Annotated in this window: 16 protein-coding genes; 7 read left to right on the forward strand and 9 right to left on the reverse strand. The window is 43.1% G+C overall.

Annotation, left to right across the window (positions count from 1 at the left end; genetic code table 11):
• The first annotated feature begins 172 nt into the window (after window positions 1-172).
• Complete coding sequence (locus tag WKK05_RS31135; RefSeq protein WP_341526863.1) at window positions 173-1,555, forward strand: calcium-binding protein; 1,383 nt, start codon at window positions 173-175, stop codon at window positions 1,553-1,555.
• Window positions 1,556-1,779: 224 nt separating this feature from the next.
• Window positions 1,780-2,376: a hypothetical protein gene (locus tag WKK05_RS31140; RefSeq protein WP_341526864.1), complete on the forward strand. Its 597-nt coding sequence runs from the start codon at window positions 1,780-1,782 to the stop codon at window positions 2,374-2,376.
• 33 nt (window positions 2,377-2,409) lie between these two features.
• On the opposite strand, the gene WKK05_RS31145 is transcribed toward WKK05_RS31140, so the two are convergent.
• Window positions 2,410-2,619 (reverse strand): transposase, encoded by a 210-nt coding sequence (locus WKK05_RS31145; RefSeq protein WP_341526865.1) that lies wholly within the window; start codon window positions 2,617-2,619, stop codon window positions 2,410-2,412.
• Between the two features lie 171 nt (window positions 2,620-2,790).
• Here WKK05_RS31145 and WKK05_RS31150 point away from each other — a divergent pair, with 171 nt between their 5' ends.
• The 3 genes from WKK05_RS31150 (at window position 2,791) to cysC (ending at window position 4,850) form a co-directional block, all read left to right on the forward strand.
• Entirely contained in the window at window positions 2,791-3,765 is a 975-nt protein-coding gene (locus WKK05_RS31150; protein WP_341526866.1) for a sulfotransferase, read from the forward strand.
• Window positions 3,766-3,906: 141 nt separating this feature from the next.
• The gene (locus WKK05_RS31155; RefSeq protein WP_341531236.1) at window positions 3,907-4,287 is read left to right on the forward strand and encodes a GNAT family N-acetyltransferase; all 381 of its coding nucleotides are present in this window, start codon (window positions 3,907-3,909) and stop codon (window positions 4,285-4,287) included.
• Between the two features lie 29 nt (window positions 4,288-4,316).
• Window positions 4,317-4,850, forward strand: a complete 534-nt coding sequence (gene cysC, locus WKK05_RS31160; RefSeq protein WP_341526867.1) for an adenylyl-sulfate kinase — start codon at window positions 4,317-4,319, stop codon at window positions 4,848-4,850.
• A gap of 171 nt (window positions 4,851-5,021) precedes the next feature.
• On the opposite strand, the gene WKK05_RS31165 is transcribed toward cysC, so the two are convergent.
• The gene (locus WKK05_RS31165; RefSeq protein ID WP_341526868.1) at window positions 5,022-6,185 is read right to left on the reverse strand and encodes a calcium-binding protein; all 1,164 of its coding nucleotides are present in this window, start codon (window positions 6,183-6,185) and stop codon (window positions 5,022-5,024) included.
• Window positions 6,186-7,136: 951 nt separating this feature from the next.
• On the opposite strand from WKK05_RS31165, the gene WKK05_RS31170 reads away from it, so the two are divergent.
• Together WKK05_RS31170 and WKK05_RS31175 are read left to right on the forward strand one after the other, a co-directional pair.
• Window positions 7,137-7,538 carry a hypothetical protein gene (locus WKK05_RS31170; protein WP_341526869.1) on the forward strand — a complete coding sequence of 134 codons (402 nt, stop codon included), beginning with the start codon at window positions 7,137-7,139 and terminating at the stop codon, window positions 7,536-7,538.
• A gap of 60 nt (window positions 7,539-7,598) precedes the next feature.
• The gene (locus WKK05_RS31175) at window positions 7,599-8,501 is read left to right on the forward strand and encodes a tyrosinase family protein (protein ID WP_341526870.1); all 903 of its coding nucleotides are present in this window, start codon (window positions 7,599-7,601) and stop codon (window positions 8,499-8,501) included.
• A 457-nt stretch (window positions 8,502-8,958) separates the two neighbouring features.
• Here WKK05_RS31175 and WKK05_RS31180 read toward each other — a convergent pair whose 3' ends face one another.
• The 7 genes from WKK05_RS31180 to WKK05_RS31210 all read right to left on the reverse strand — a co-directional run bounded on the left by WKK05_RS31180 (window position 8,959) and on the right by WKK05_RS31210 (window position 15,790).
• Window positions 8,959-10,146 (reverse strand): MFS transporter, encoded by a 1,188-nt coding sequence (locus tag WKK05_RS31180; protein ID WP_341526871.1) that lies wholly within the window; start codon window positions 10,144-10,146, stop codon window positions 8,959-8,961.
• A gap of 36 nt (window positions 10,147-10,182) precedes the next feature.
• Window positions 10,183-10,881, reverse strand: coding sequence for a glutathione binding-like protein (locus WKK05_RS31185; RefSeq protein ID WP_341526872.1), 699 nt, complete (start codon window positions 10,879-10,881; stop codon window positions 10,183-10,185).
• A gap of 49 nt (window positions 10,882-10,930) precedes the next feature.
• Complete coding sequence (locus tag WKK05_RS31190; RefSeq protein WP_341526873.1) at window positions 10,931-11,620, reverse strand: SDR family NAD(P)-dependent oxidoreductase; 690 nt, start codon at window positions 11,618-11,620, stop codon at window positions 10,931-10,933.
• Between the two features lie 17 nt (window positions 11,621-11,637).
• On the reverse strand, window positions 11,638-12,912 hold the full coding sequence (locus tag WKK05_RS31195; protein ID WP_341526874.1) for an MFS transporter: 1,275 nt from the start codon (window positions 12,910-12,912) through the stop codon (window positions 11,638-11,640).
• A 161-nt stretch (window positions 12,913-13,073) separates the two neighbouring features.
• A complete protein-coding gene (locus WKK05_RS31200; protein WP_341526875.1) occupies window positions 13,074-13,739 on the reverse strand; it encodes a nitroreductase family protein in 666 nt (221 codons plus the stop codon).
• 104 nt (window positions 13,740-13,843) lie between these two features.
• Window positions 13,844-14,962 (reverse strand): alkene reductase, encoded by a 1,119-nt coding sequence (locus WKK05_RS31205; RefSeq protein WP_341526876.1) that lies wholly within the window; start codon window positions 14,960-14,962, stop codon window positions 13,844-13,846.
• A 33-nt stretch (window positions 14,963-14,995) separates the two neighbouring features.
• On the reverse strand, window positions 14,996-15,790 hold the full coding sequence (locus WKK05_RS31210) for an SDR family NAD(P)-dependent oxidoreductase (RefSeq protein WP_341526877.1): 795 nt from the start codon (window positions 15,788-15,790) through the stop codon (window positions 14,996-14,998).
• Window positions 15,791-15,823: the final 33 nt, after the last annotated feature.

The raw sequence follows: 15,823 nt of genomic DNA on the forward strand, positions 1-15,823 counted from the left end.
TGGCGATGGCAGGTTTCGTCCCTTCTTCATCAAGTCAGGAAAGGTGGATTGCTACGACCTGACCATCGCCAACAGCAGCGCTAAAGGAGGGGATAGTGACGGTGGTGGTGGAGGCGGTGCGGGAATGGGAGGAGGGATGTTCATCTACAATGGCAACGTCTCTTTGAGCAATGTGACTTTTGAGAACAACAAAGCGTTAGGTGGCAACGCCACAGGAGACTTCGGCGGTGGCGGCGGTGGTATGTTCGGCAACAGTTTCGGTGGTGGTGGCGGCGGTGGATTGTTTGGTTCTAACACTGGTGACAACGGTGAAAATGGTGGCTATGGTGGCAATGGGAACTACCGCAATCCCGATCCCAGTGCCTACGACAACTTTGGCGGTGGCGGCGATCGCGGCGGCAGGTACAGCAGTGGCGGTTACGGTGGCTTTGGCGGTGGTGGCGGCGGCGGCAGGGCAGGCAACCCAGGCGGCGATGGCGGCTTCGGCGGCGGCGGCGGCTTCGTCGGCGGCAAAGGCGGCTACGGTGGTGGCGGCAGCAGCTACGGTACAGGTGGCAAGAACGGCGGTAATGGCGCCAAAAGTGGCGGCGGTGGCGCAGGTCTGGGAGGTTCTATTTTTATGCGTAGTGGCAGCCTTACCTTCAATATTGTCAATCTGAATAACAATACAGCTAACGGTGGCAGTGGAGCCAATAAGGGCAATGGCTTGGGGGGCGGATTATTCATCATGCAGTCCACCACCAATCCTAACGACAACAACCAAGGGATGCCCACCACTTTGCCTACTGTTGTCTCTGAGGGAACACTGCCAACTTACTCAGGCAATTCCGCCAACGATGATACAGGAGTCAGTGATAATAACGACAACGTATATGGCACCGTCAAGCAGGTGACTGACCCCAAGGCTGGGGATGATGTAATCAATGGCACTAGCAACAGCGAAGCCCTGAATGGCGGTGCTGGTAATGACACCATAAGCGCCCGCGAGGGCGACGATATCTTGCTCGGACAGGGGGGCAACGATACTCTCAACGGCAACGAGGGGGATGACCTCTTCTATGGTGGAGACGGAAATGACAGCTGCTTTGGCGGTGCTGGCATTGACACGATAAAAGGCGGCGCTGGCAATGACAACCTCAGAGGTGGTGCTGGCAATGACATCCTGACTGGCGGTGCTGGGGCTGACCGCTTTATTTTCATAAATTTCCCCACACGAGCATTCAGCGCAGCGAGTGTGGGACTAGATAACATCACCGACTTCGTGCAAGGGACTGACAAAATCGTTCTATCCAAGACCACTTTCACTGGTATTCAAAGTGCGGCGGGCAATGGATTCAGTCGGCCTAATGAGTTTCGAGTTGTAGACGATCTGAATCTGATTACCAACCTGACTACGGGACTCGGAGCAGCTAATATCATTTACAATCGCCAAAATCAAGGCTTGTACTACATTAATGACGGTCTTTTGACGGGTGTTTTGGTACAACCGACTCAAATTGCCACACTTCAAGGCAGCTTCACACCGACTGCCAGCGATTTTGAGCTTATTGCCTGAGCAAGAGGCAAGGGGGCTTTCTAGCAGGGGGAAGAACTCCATGCATATGCCAAACAAGCAAAGGCGATCGTTAAACAAGCAATTCTAGTCTCCGAAATAGCTTTTGCGATCGCCAAACAAGCAAATGCGATGTCTACGACGGGCTACGCCTACGCTCCTACGCTTGAGACTGTAAAAATTTAAACGTTTGCAGCTAATTTTTTTAACTTAAAGGAAAATGCATTGTGCTTAATAACTATTCTCGTCGTCAATTCTTCCAACTGGGTGGAGGTTTACTTCTAGCAACCAGCGCCGCAGTCAGCTTTCCAGTGATTCGGACTCTAGCTACTGACACTGCTAAACCCATACTGAGGTTTGAGTTTACTCTAGACGGAGGAGGAAAAGGTTCTTTTTACTTGAACACAACAACTACACCCACTGTTGCACAAGGAACTTTCGGTCAAGAGTTTTCATACTTTAGCGCGGTTTCTAATTTCTCTTTTTCCGGATTAGATCAGAATTTTAAAAAGCAGAAAGCTGGTTGGAAAGTAGTCCCAGGTCTGAAAGCTGAATTTATCGGCGGTTTTCCCTCTGGTACTCTAGGGGTTCTTAGCGGTGTTAATTATCCAGATGGGTGTTCAACAGGAACAGCTAACGTCTGTTCTATTACTGTTGCTGTGCTTTACTTAGGCAATCTTGCAGAACTTCCTAAACTTTCTACTGAGCCAAGTTTATATCAAATAATTGGGGTTGACTTGATTAGTCCTGATGGGCAACCAAATCGAATTAATGCTACAAAAAGCAAAGTTATTGCTCTACCTGAAAGTGTCGTTGTAGACTAATGGCTTTGTTGTACAGTAAGCGCTTACCCCATTTCAGCTTGAGCCTTTTTCCTTGCGGGATAGCTGACGTTGTAGTTGCTTTAACTTTTTTTCAGCTTGACGGTAATAACGAGGAATTTGTACTTCTTCGTTATCACTTGTTATCAACAATGATTTCAACCCCATGTCAATACCTACAGTGTTGTCTGATGTAGGTGTAATATCAGTTTTCAGACTAGGTACAGTTACATCTTCTAGGGTCAAGCCGATATACCAACCGTCAGTTTTATAGGTAATTGTAGCAATTTTGATTCTGACCCAACGACTGGCGGTAGTTGAATCTCGACTTCGCTCGATTTCCGCGCACTTGTGCTGAGCGCAGCCGAAGTAGTCGAAACTCAGGACATCCCTTCTGACTCACTTCGACTAAGCTCAGTGACCACCTGGGTGCTGAATTCTTACATAATTACAAATTACGAATTACGAATTACGAATTATCCAAATGACACAGCCGAAATTACACTTCATCTCTGGATTACCCCGTTCCGGTTCCACCTTACTCGGAGCTTTGCTGCACAAAATCCCCGCTTTCACGCCAGTATGAGCAGTCCTGTCGGGGGTTTAGTCATTAGTATGCTGGAAGCCATGAGTGCAGATAATGAGTTTTCAGTTTTTATTACAAAAGAACAAAAACAAGCTTTAACTAGAACAATTTTTTCAACTTACTATCAGCCGCAAGCAGATAAAGCAGTGATCTTTGATACCAATCGCCTCTGGTGTAGTAAATTGCCTTTAATCCACGAACTATTCCCCGACGCAAAAGTGATTTGCTGCGTGCGGAATGTTGCTTGGATTATGGATAGTGTCGAACGATTGATTCGGAAAAATGCTTTTGATGTGTCACGTTTATTTAATAATCCTGGCGAACGTTCTACCGTTTACACGCGTACTGAAGCTTTAAGTCAGTCAGGAAGGTTAGTCGGGTTTGCTTATAACGCTCTCAAGGAAGCATTTTACAGTGAATATAGCGAATCTTTACTCTTGGTAGACTACGACATTTTAAGCCAAGCTCCTGATAAAACCTTATCGCTGATTTATCAATTTCTGGGAGAAAAACCCTTTGAGCATGATTTTACTAATGTAGAGTACGAAGCCAACGAATTTGACCGCCGTTTAAATACAGATGGGCTGCATCATGTGCGCTCCAAAGTCGAGTTTCAACCTCGTGCAACCGTTTTACCTCCTGATTTATTTGCTCAATATGAGGGTTTATCTTTCTGGGAGACTCCGACTAGCAGTAGTCTAGCGAATGTGATTGTTGCTCAACCACAGATTCCTCTAGCTCCTCCACTAGAGCAAGACACCAATGCAAACGGATCTAATCTTTTTTCCAGATGGAAATCTATGTAATAAATCACACATCAAGGGCATAAAAATCATGCTCTCTGCCTTTATCTTATCTCCATGAATAATACAGATAATTTATTACCACCTAAATATGTTATTCGCAAAGCAAAACCTTTTGATTTGTAGTTAATTTGTTTATTTATTATCAGAGCAAGCCTTGACGCTTCTCAACTCAAATGGCAGCAATTTTGGGTAATTGAGTATGAAGGGCGTTTAGTAGCTTTCAGACAGTTACGAAACTTTAAATTTGCACAAGAACTTGGCAGTATATTTGTTTTATCATCTCACCGACATCAAGGATTAGGAACTTTTTTAATACAGCATTTAATTACTCAATCTACTCAACAACTTTATTTAAAATGTTTGAAACAACAATTAGAATTTTTTTACATTCAAAGAGGCTTTATCCCTGTCAGCTATGAGGAATTACCACTATTACTTCAGGCTAAGTTTCGCTTGTCTCAATTACGAGAGAGTTTACTAAAAGCTTTTGTCGTATATATGAAGTATCAACATCACATCTGATTAGTTATTTGCATCAGGTTAAATAAAACATGAAACAACAAGGTGCAATTCTCTGGTTGACCGGCTTAAGTGGTGCTGGGAAAACAACAATCGCTCACGGTGTAGCCCAAGAGCTTCAAAAGAGAAATTGCTTAGTAGAAGTGCTAGATGGTGATGTAGTTCGCACCCATCTTTGTGCAGGATTGGGTTTTAGCAAACAAGACCGAGATACAAATGTGCGTCGTATTGGCTTTGTTGCAGAACTACTTAGTCGCAATGGCGTGATAGCAATTGTTGCAGCAATCAGCCCTTACCGTGAAGTTCGAGAGCAACTCAAAAAAACTTCTACTAATTTTGTCGAAGTTTATGTAAATGCTCCACTTGCAGTTTGTGAATTTCGTGATGTGAAGGGGCTTTACGCCAAAGCCAAAGCAGGGGAAATTAAGCATTTTACTGGCATTTCTGACCCTTATGAAGAACCATTAAATCCAGAAATTCTCTGTCAAACTGATAAATTAACCGTTGAGCAATGTGTTAAGCAAGTGCTTGATTATTTAGAATGGCAAAACTTGATCTGTGCTTGAGATCTTGTTACGAAATAACTTTAACTATGTATTTACAGTAACTATTGTAAAAATACAGAGGATAGGAAATACAGTTAAGTTCCTTCCCCTGTTTTATCAATTTTAGAATCAAGTTATTATCTAGCGTGGATATTTCTAGAAGTCATACTAAATGCTTCACGCTTATAGTTTTTAAACTAGTTGAATGTCTAAACTAGTTTGGAAACCAGTAGGCTTATTTTCCAGAATGGCGAATCTAGAATCTTGGAAAAATAAAGAACCATTTAGGGGATCGTAACTGAAGTCATCAATAGAAGTAGCGCCAAACCCTGCTTGAGAAACCTGGATTATGTCACCCTCAACAGCCTTGAAGTCTTTGATAATGTCAACACCTTCTAATACATTGGTAAAGACAAATTTATCTGCACCTAGTCCACCAGTGAGAGTATCTCTACCTAGCCCACCAGCGAGTGTGTCGTTCCCGCTCTTACCAGAAAGTGTATCGTTCCCGCCATTGCCAAATAATAGATTATTTTGCCTATCTCCAACAATGGTGTCACTTTGATTTGTACCTTTGATATTATCAAAGTTTACAAATGTGAACTTAGCTGTATTTCCGCTAGGAAGATTATTAATTACGAAACTTTGAGTTTCAAGGTTAGCGTTGATTGATGCATCTCCAATTATAAAGGGCGCTGTAGGAGCAATTGAGGCATCTATAGTGTTATTTGCAGCTCTAGCGTCAACAACAAGGTTTTCAAAATTGCCAAGTAAATCTGTACCTAGTCCGCCACCTTTTTTAAAAGTTCCATCAATGAAGATGGTAGAGCTTACACCTATTTTGCTGTAATCAGCCGTATCAGTACCAGAGCCTCCATCTAAAATATCGTTGCCTGCGCTACCTCTAATAATGTCATTGCCACCGCTACCAGATAATTGATTATCCTGAGCATCACCAGTAATAGTGTCATTTTGATTTGTACCAATTACATTTGCAAAATTTTTCACACTGACTATTATTGGTGACGAACCTACAACTCTGATTTCTAATCTTTCTTTAGATAAGTCAGCTACTATTGATACATTTTTGCTATTAGAAGTACCATCAATAGTGTTAATCTGTCCAGCAGCACCAATGATGCCTTCAACAAAATCTTTAAAAGTGTCAGTCCCACTGACACCTTTCTGAATAACCACTGGTTTAACTATTATAGGTTGTCCGAAATTGCTGTAATCAATAACATCAGTACCCTTTCCACCAGTAATGGTATCATCACCTACACTGGCGATAATTCTGTCATCCCCAGGAGTTCCAAGTAAAATATCGTCCCCATTAGTACCTGTAATTGTTGCCATAATCTTGCTTCACCTGTTTTTGAGTAACTGCTGTATACTATCTTGTTATCGGCTGTATTACTTTGAATAAATATTGCAGAATATAGCTCCTAACTAACATTCCTTTATGCAAATATCCTTCTGATGCCAGCTACCAGAACTAGTGGCAATCTTCATTCCTGGGCATCAAGAAAGTTCCTATTCCTGAAAATCCAGTGAACAGTTGGAATGCGATGGCGGAACACAATCGCGTTGCTCTTCACAGAAAAATTAAGAGCATGACTAGCTTTTTGCCAGTCACGCTCTTTAATCCTAAAGATGCCGCCAGAAGTTTTTACTGATAGTTTTCAGACTGACAACCTTAGTTTCTGTTGTTGCTTCAGGGGCATGACTAAGTAAGTTGGCGAGAAATTTTTTGAAGAAGAATACATTCGTTAGAATTCAGTCCTTCTGAATCAACCTAACTCTATCAGAGACGCGCGACGCGTTCGACTGCGCTCAATCTTTGAAGTTGAGCGGACTTGTGCTGAGCGAACTTGTACTGAGCGTAGCCGAAGCTTCAATAAGCGTGGGGGTTTTAAACCCGATTATTTAGACGCTCCTACGTCGCTAACGCTACGCTATCCGCTTTTTCGGTCATAGTTCCCAAGCTGAATTCTGACGACTAACACAATATTGCTGTTCAATAAAATTTTCAAATCAAAACTCTTTTAAAAAAGTCAAATATTGCAAAAAATAGTTCATTCAATTAATAAATATATATGGTAAAGGCATAAAATTACATTTTTATTTTCAGTAATTTTTTTATATTCATGTATTGATTTATCAATCAAACAGTTGTATCTTATAATGTGAATTTCCGCAAAAACATTAATAAAATATACACTTATAGAAAAACATACAATTGTTTTTACATAAGTCGTTAAAGCAATATTGTAGTTACTAGCCAATTATTTTAAAGGGGAAAAGTCAATGTTTTCTAGATTTTCTCGTCGACAATTTATCAGTGTAATCAGCCTCTCGATTGCTGGAGCAACAATTGCGAGCAGTTTTCCATTCCTGAAAAACTTCGTTATTAGTAAAGCCCAAGCTCAAGAAACATCTGAGGAAGTATATAAAGGTAGAAAGTATAAGATTATAATCAATTCAGAGCTTCAAAGGAGCGCAGTTGTAGATAATATGTTTGATGCATCTACACAATTATTTATTGATGGCAAGGAAATTAGAATTCATCAACACAAAAAAACAAAAAAATATCTAACGCCGATTTTATTTGGCAGCTATGAAAGCCCGAAAAAAATTGCAGAGACTTTAATAGATTTAAACTTAAAGTTCCCTGACAAAGAAGTAGAGATCGATCCTAATATTGATTAAAAATTCAATTCAACTAGTTGGATATACCAAGACAAGTTTGCCATTTATATCAGGTGGAATATGAAAAATGTACGTAAGAATATTAGAGATTTAACTCAACAAGAAAAACAAAACTACATCAAAGCAGTCAAAACGCTCAAAGACAAGATTAGCTCTATTACTGGTCGTAATATCTACGATGAATATGTACTTTGGCATAGTAAAGCAACTCAACGCACAGATCCCACTGATCCTAGAGGATTTCGCAATCCTGCTCATGTCGGGCCTGCCTTTCTTGCTTGGCATCGTTATTACCTTTTAGCATTTGAAAAACAATTACAAAAAGCAGTGCCAGACTTGACAATTCCTTATTGGGACTGGACTCAAGACACAAATGATCCTTTCAACTCACCACTTTGGGCTGCTGACTTCTTGGGTGGTAATGGTGATCCTCAAGATAATTACTTAGTAAAAACGGGGCCATTTGCTGTTGATCAATGGATAACCATTAATATTGATGGCAGCCCGAAAGGAGGTTTACAACGCCAGTTTGCTCTGTTCAATTCCAACGTACCAAATCAAACAGATGTGAATATTGCCCTCGGAGAAACTCCTTACGATAGCTCTCCGTGGAACATTGAAAGTAGTCCTAGTCATCGGAATCGCTTAGAAGGCTTCCTTGCTCCAGATGGCTCCTTCTCACAATTACATAACCAAGGACACGCTTGGATTGGTGGCGATATGCTAAATGTGAATATTTCGCCAAATGATCCTGTTTTCTATTTACATCATTGTAATGTGGATCGGCTTTGGGCAATATGGCAAGATAAAAACCCGACTCAACAATATCTACCCACTGGTGAGGGGCCTTCAGGACATAATCTTTATGACCTAATGTATCCTTGGGACGGAATCGCCACCAAGTCAAAGGCTAGACCCATAGATGTTCTCAACTTTAGAAAGCTCGGCTATACCTACGCTTAGTTCAATAACTGTAAAGCACTGCCCCATCCACGCGATGAAAATATCCGAAGGGTGCGCCAAGTTGGAGCTAAACAATGGAAACAGGAGTCTGGTTATCATAGACGATGTGCGTCCAAAACCGCTATGTTTCGACTCAAAAGCATTTTTGGGGGTAATTTAAGACGACGCTTTTTTGATAACCAAGCTGTCGAATTATTTCTGCAATGTGCTGCGCTTAATTGCATGATCCAATTGGGTAGACCAGATAGCTACAAAGTGGAAGACTAATTCACCACTCTATTTAGAAAAGGTGTGTCTTTTTTCTGTTTCATACAACAAAGCCCCCTGCTTCCCTACAAGGGAATGGGGGTTTCAAAGCCTCTCTCTATTTCGGGGAGAGGTTTGGAGAGTGGTTTTTAGTATATTTTGAGACTTTCCAAACATCCTCTTAGACATCCTCGTAATGTACAAGTGTGGGTTAACGAAGTAACACTTCCTTGTGTTTTTGCTTCTGCTTCACAAGCCAAACGGAAAGCAGTGCAAGTGACACGCCAGCTGCAATAAAACAATAAATGTAGCCAAAATTATCGACAATCCTACCGAAGACCGCTGCACCAATTCCTTGACCAATAAATAGGTTGAAGGCAAATAAGGCGACAGCAGTACCTCTGGCTTCAGGCGCTAATTCAGTGGCTTGAGTTTGAAGCGTGCTGTGCATCATATAAAAGCCTAATCCCATCAGCATACTCAAGGGGATAAACAGCACCCAGTTTTGGAATAATGCGATCGCTAAAAAGCCGATACACATTAAGCCGCCGCCGACTCCAATCAAACCAATTTCACCCAATCGTTGCACCAACCACTTGACACAACGGCTGTAAATTAGTCCGCCCAATCCAAAACCACTCAGCATAAACCCGATCGCTACATAAGATAAACTATAGCGATCGCGGAGAAATGCACCTGTATAAGCGAATGCCCCAAAGACACAAAAACCTTCAATAAATACGCCTATAATCACAGTACGAGCAACTGGTTGAGTCAAGAGTTGGTAGTAAGGGCGAAGCGTTAGCCCACTTCCCTGACTTGAGGAACGATTCCCATCTTTGAGGTGACGTGTTCCCCGCCATAAGACTCCAGCAATTGTTAAAGATACAATCCCAAACAAGAGAAAGATGCCGCGCCAACTGACATATTCTCCAAAGATACCTCCCAAACTACCGCCAAGAATTTGACCCATTACCAAAGCACTTAGATAGCGGCCAATCGCTGCTTGACGTTCTTCGTAGGGGAAGTTGTCGCCAATATAAGCTAGGGTGATGGGGATGATGCCAGCAGCAGCCACCCCGGTTAAGAATCGCAGCAGAGTAAGTAAGTATATATTTGAAACAAAAGCACAAACAGCAGTACCAACAGCAAATGCTGTTAGTGCTGCTGTAATCACTTTGATTTTGCCAATGCGATCGCCCAATGGGCCATAAACTAGCTGAAATAATCCATAGGGAATTGTATATGCCGAGATAATCACCGCAGCACTACCAACACCAACTTTAAACTCGTTGGCAATGATGTGCAGCAAGGGATCAATCACACGTGCATCAGCAATTACCATAAAGGCAGCAGCGCCTAACAGTCCCAATGAAACACTTACTTTGTCATTTGTCATTTGTCTCCCACTCCCCACTCCCCACTCCCTCACTCCCTAATTCTTAACTGTCTTCGCTGATTGATTAAATAACAAATCCCGCGACTTATCTGGATCAAGTGCTTGAGTTTTAAAGGCTTCGGCTTTCTCATAGGCGCGAATTGTTGCCGGGCGTGCTTTAATTGCCTCAAACCAACGCTTGATGTTCGGAAAATCTTCTAGCTTTTGGCTTTGGCGTTCATAACCTACAATCCAAGGATAAGCAGCTATATCAGCGATAGAATAATCGCCAGCTACAAATTCTCTATCTGCTAATTGCTTATTTAGCACTGCATACAAGCGTCCTGTTTCATTGACGTAGCGATTAATCGCATACTCAATCTTTTCAGGCGCATAAGAACTAAAGTGATGATTTTGTCCTGCCATTGGCCCTAGTCCCGCCATTTGCCAGAATAACCATTCTAGAACTTGAGTGCGATCGCGCAAATTTGGAGGAATCAATTTCCCAGTTTTTTCTGCTAAATACAGCAAGATTGCCCCAGATTCAAACACAGAAATCGGCTCACCCCCATCTGCTGGTTCACGGTCAATAATAGCTGGAATACGATTGTTAGGCGAAATCTTGAGAAACTCAGGTTTAAATTGATCTCCAGCCCCAATATTCACAGGAATAATCGTATAAGGTAAGCCGACTTCTTCCAGAAAAATCGTGATTTTATGACCGTTTGGTGTTGTCCAGTAGTAAAGTTCAATCATGGTTATTTCTCCTAAGTTAGGCAACTGTTTTATTTAGGTGAATTGTGATTTAAAAATGCTCTACCCAGGGACGTAGTTCTACTTCCCATGTCCAGGCACTGCGGGGTTGACGTAAAATGTTGAGATATGTTTGCGCGATCGCATCTGGATCAAGGGTGCTATCAGGTTTATCTACTGGGTCTTGGCGAGTTGCTGAACGGATAGCTCCATCTATCACAAAATGCGCCACATGAATATTTTTTGGTGCAAGTTCTCTGGCAATACTTTGAGCCAAACCACGCAAGGCAAACTTACCCATCGCAAAGGGTGCAGATTGAGCATACCCTTTGACACTGGCTGATGCTCCGGTAAACAAGATAGCGCCACCCCCCAGCTGTAAAAAGCGTTTTGTAGCTTCTTGAGCGACGAGAAAGCCACCATAGGCAGTGATATCTAAAGTTTTTGCCACCTCGCCGGGGTCTAAATCAACAAGTGGCCCTCGGACTCGAAAACTCGGATTGTAAACGACAACATTCGGAGAACCTAATTTATTTTCAACATCAATAAATAACTGCTTTACCTCATCTGGTTTAGAGACATCAGCAGCGAAACTAGCTGCGCCTATTTCACTGCTTAACTGAGTCAGTTTCTCAATTTGACGAGCAGCTAAGGCTATAGTAAATCCCTCTTTTGCAAATAGGCGAGCTATAGAAGCACTAAGCCCACCACCTGCTCCGACTATCAAAGCTATTGTTGACATAGGGCAATAATTACAAATTACATTGCTAGCTGTGAATTTTCTTTGCCAGGATTTTGACCAATTTGCAGTACAAAGACTGCGGCAATCAAACACAAAATACCCGACAAGATAAACGCTTGAAAATAACTACCTAACCAAGTTCTTAATGCTCCTGCTCCGAATGCGGCTGTGGCTGCGCCAAGTTGATGTCCTGCTACAATCCAGCCGAACATGACGCCGACATTCTCTTTACCAAACACGTTAGATACAAGACGCACTGTCGGCGGTACGGTAGCAATCCAGTCAAGACCGTAGAAGACTGCAAAGATGGAAAGTCCGAAGAAAGAGAGGTGGAAACTGAAGGGTAAGAAAATCAATGATAAACCCCGCAGTCCGTAATACCAGCAAAGTAAGTAACGATTGTTCCAGCGGTCAGATAACCAGCCGGAAACAGTCGTCCCCACAAAATCAAAAATACCCATGATTGCCAAAAGACCAGCCGCCCTGACTTCTGGAATGCCATGATCAATACAAGCTGGAATTAAATGAGTGCCAATCAGTCCATTTGTGCTAGCACCGCAGATAAAAAAGCTACCCAATAACAGCCAGAAATCACGCTTACGCATTCCTAGCCAAAGTGCATTCAGGGTAGAGGCAATAGAATTGACTTTGGGTAGTACAACCTCTACTGTTTCGCTGTTGTCGCCAAAGGGACGCAAGCCAATTTCCGCAGGGCGATCGCGCATAAATAAGGCGATCGCCGGAATAATTAGCAGCGCTACACCAGTCAGAGCAAGGGCAGCAGTTCGCCATCCAAACCGCTCAGTTACCGATGCCAACATCGGCAGAAACACTAGTTGTCCAGTAGCTGTGCTGGCTGTGAGGACACCAAGAACCAGTCCTCGCTGCTTAAAAAACCAGCGATTGACGACAATTGCACCCAAAACCAAGGCGATAACTCCGCTACCGCTACCGACAATCACGCCCCAAAGCAAGACTAATTGCCAAGGCGCTGACATTAAAGTAGTTAAGCCAACACCGATAGCGATAAATGCAAGTGCGAACACCATCGTTCGGCGAATACCAATTCGTTCCATGACGGTGGCAGCAAAAGGCCCAATCAGTCCGTAGAGTACCAAGTTAATAGAGATTGCCAAGGATATTGTGGCTCTACTCCAACCAAACTCCTGTTCGAGAGGCACAATGAATACTCCAGGAGCAGAACGAATTCCGGCAGCAACCAACAAGGCTAGGAATGTTAAACCTGCGACAACCCAGCCATAATGAAGCGATCGACGGGGGAAGAAGGACATGAGTGGGGAGTGGGGGAGTGGGGAGTGGGGGAGTGGGGGAGTGGGGGAGTGGGGGACAAGGGAGACAAGGGGGACAAATATAATTCTTGACTCCTGACTCCTAACTCCTGCCTTCTGCCTTCTTACTCCTGCCCCATGCCCACTGCCCAAATTAACGAAACCTAACCTTGATACGGATTACCTATTCTGTCTACAGAAACGTTGTAGGAAAATGGTAAGCGACCTGGATTTAAGCGTGGTTCTGCTGCATAACCAACAGGGACTAAAACAGCGATCGCTAAATCTGCATTATCGGCTGCACCAATTACTTCTTTAACTTTTTCCTCTACCCAGCCATTCATAAAGCAGGTTGACAACCCCAAACTTTCTGCTGCTAACACCAAATGAGTGGCTGCAATGATTGCATCTTTGATGGCGTATTCCCGCTGCTTGTCTCCCAGCGAAGTTTGAAATTGCGGAATGGCGGTTTTAAAGTAGTTTACTGTACCTTCATTCCATGCCCCAGTTGCAGATCCCTGCTCAAGAATTGGAGTCAAGTTTTTTTCGCTGGCCTTCGTATCGGCTATAAATACAAAGGTGACGGGTGCTTGGATAATTTGTTGTTGATTATAAGATGCTGCTGCTAGCGCTGCCTTTTGAGCTTCATCTTGAACGAGGATGATTTGCCAGTCTTGGAGATTATAACTACTGGGTGCTGCTACGGTTAACTCTACTAGTTGCTTGAGTAGTTCTGGAGATATGGGGTCTGTTTTGAAATTTTTGATGGAACGACGCTGAAATATAGCGCTAGGTACATCTAAAGCTTGAATTTGGGTGGTAGAACTCATGATATTCTCCTGATTGTGAGATTTCTTGGATTGCTGTGGCGCTTTTTATTATCAGGCTAAATGCTTTTTTGGTGTAAAAAATTACTGAAGATTAGATTACAGAATTAGGAGTGGGCTGACTGATAACTAGCAACCGACCAAAACGGATAATCTGTATATCCCTTTTCACCGTTTCCATTCCCATAAAATGTTGTCGGATCTGCTTGATTTAGCGGTGCATTCAAAGCCAAGCGTTGAGGTAAATCTGGGTTCGATATAAACAGAGTGCCAAATGCAACTAAATCTGCTGCATTGTTTGCTACTACAGTATCGCCTTTTTCACGGGTATAACCGCCATTGACAATGAGTGTACCTGTAAAGCGTTCTCGTAAATGACTAGTTAGCACAACTGTTGCACCATGTTCAATGTCTGCGTCTGTTGCTTCAAAAATATGCAAATATGCTAAATCAAATTGGTTAAGCGCTTGAGCAGCATAACTAAATGTCTCCAGTGGATTGGAGTCATGCATATCATTAAAGCTGCCACTAGGCGAAAGACGTACTCCTACCCGTTTAGCACCCCACACTCCAGTTACGGCTTCTGTGACTTCTAACAGTAAGCGTGTGCGATTCTCAATTGAACCGCCATACTTATCTGTGCGTTGGTTAGTGCCATCTCGGAGAAATTGGTCAAGTAAATAACCATTAGCTGAGTGAATTTCTACTCCATCAAAACCCGCTGCTAGGGCATTTGCTGCTCCCTGGCGATACTGTTCCACAATTTCCGGTATTTCGGAAGTTTCCAAAGCGCGGGGAGTTACAAAAGGTTTAGCTCCTTGATAAGTTGATGCCTCCCCTTTGGGTGCGATCGCAGAAGGTGCTACAGGTAAAGCTCCGTCTGGTTGCAAATCGGGGTGAGAAATCCTACCCACGTGCCACAATTGCAGAAAAATTCTGCCTCCCTGTTGATGCACTGCATCTGTCACCAATCTCCAACCCGCCACCTGTTCTGATGAATGAATTCCGGGTGTATCGGGATATCCTTGTCCTTGAGGACAAACCTGAGTTGCTTCTGCAATAATTAATCCGGCGGAAGCACGTTGAGTATAGTAGGTGGCGTTTAACTGGTGAGGAACATTTCCTTTACCTGCCCTTTGCCGGGTTAAGGGAGCCATTACAATGCGGTTGGGCAGTTCGAGATTGCCCAATTTGTAGGGAGAGAATAGGTTGATACTACTAGCCATAGTTCGATTTCCGAATGAGTGTGAAAAACTTAACTAAACAATTGCCCTAATAACGCCACCATCTACTCGTAGAGCTGCACCATTAGTTGCTGAAGCTAAAGGACTCGATAGGTAAACTACCATCGCGGCTACTTCTTCACTAGTTGCAAAACGTTTAATTATAGAAGTTGGACGCAGATTCTGGAAAAATTCCGCTTCGACTTCGGCTATACTAATGCCGCGTTCTTTTGCTAGTTGGTTGATAAAGACCTCTACGCCTTCTGAGCGAGTTGGCCCCGGTAAAACAGAATTGACAGTAACGCCAGTTCCGACGCTAATTTCAGCTAAACCTCGTGCAATAGCAAGTTGAGCTGTCTTAGTTGTACCGTAGTGAATCATCTCAGTCGGGATCTGAATAGCAGATTCGCTGGAGATAAAAATTATTCGCCCCCAGTTTTGGTCTAGCATTTTTTGCAAGTATTTCCGACTCAAACGGATGCCGCTGAGTACGTTAACTTCAAATATGTTTAACCAGTCCTCGTCAGTAATTTCAAAGAATGGTTTTGGCTCGTAAATACCTAAATTGTTGACTAAGATATCGACGTGAGGAACTTCTTGAATAACTTGCTCTACTCCGGCTTTTGTTCCTAAATCGGCAACGACGCCGGAAACTTGAGCATTAGGAGTAGTTTGCTTAATTTTGTCTATCGCTTGTGTAACTCTTTGCTGTGTCCGACCATTGACAATAACCGATGCACCTTCTTGCGCCAGCAACTGAGCGATCGCAAAACCAATACCTGCGGTTGAGCCACTCACCAACGCAGATTTACCATCTAATTTTAAGTCCATCTCACTTTTTCCCTATTAGTCGGAGTAGAGAGG

The organism is Nostoc sp. UHCC 0302 (assembly GCF_038096175.1).
GTDB lineage: Bacteria > Cyanobacteriota > Cyanobacteriia > Cyanobacteriales > Nostocaceae > UHCC-0302.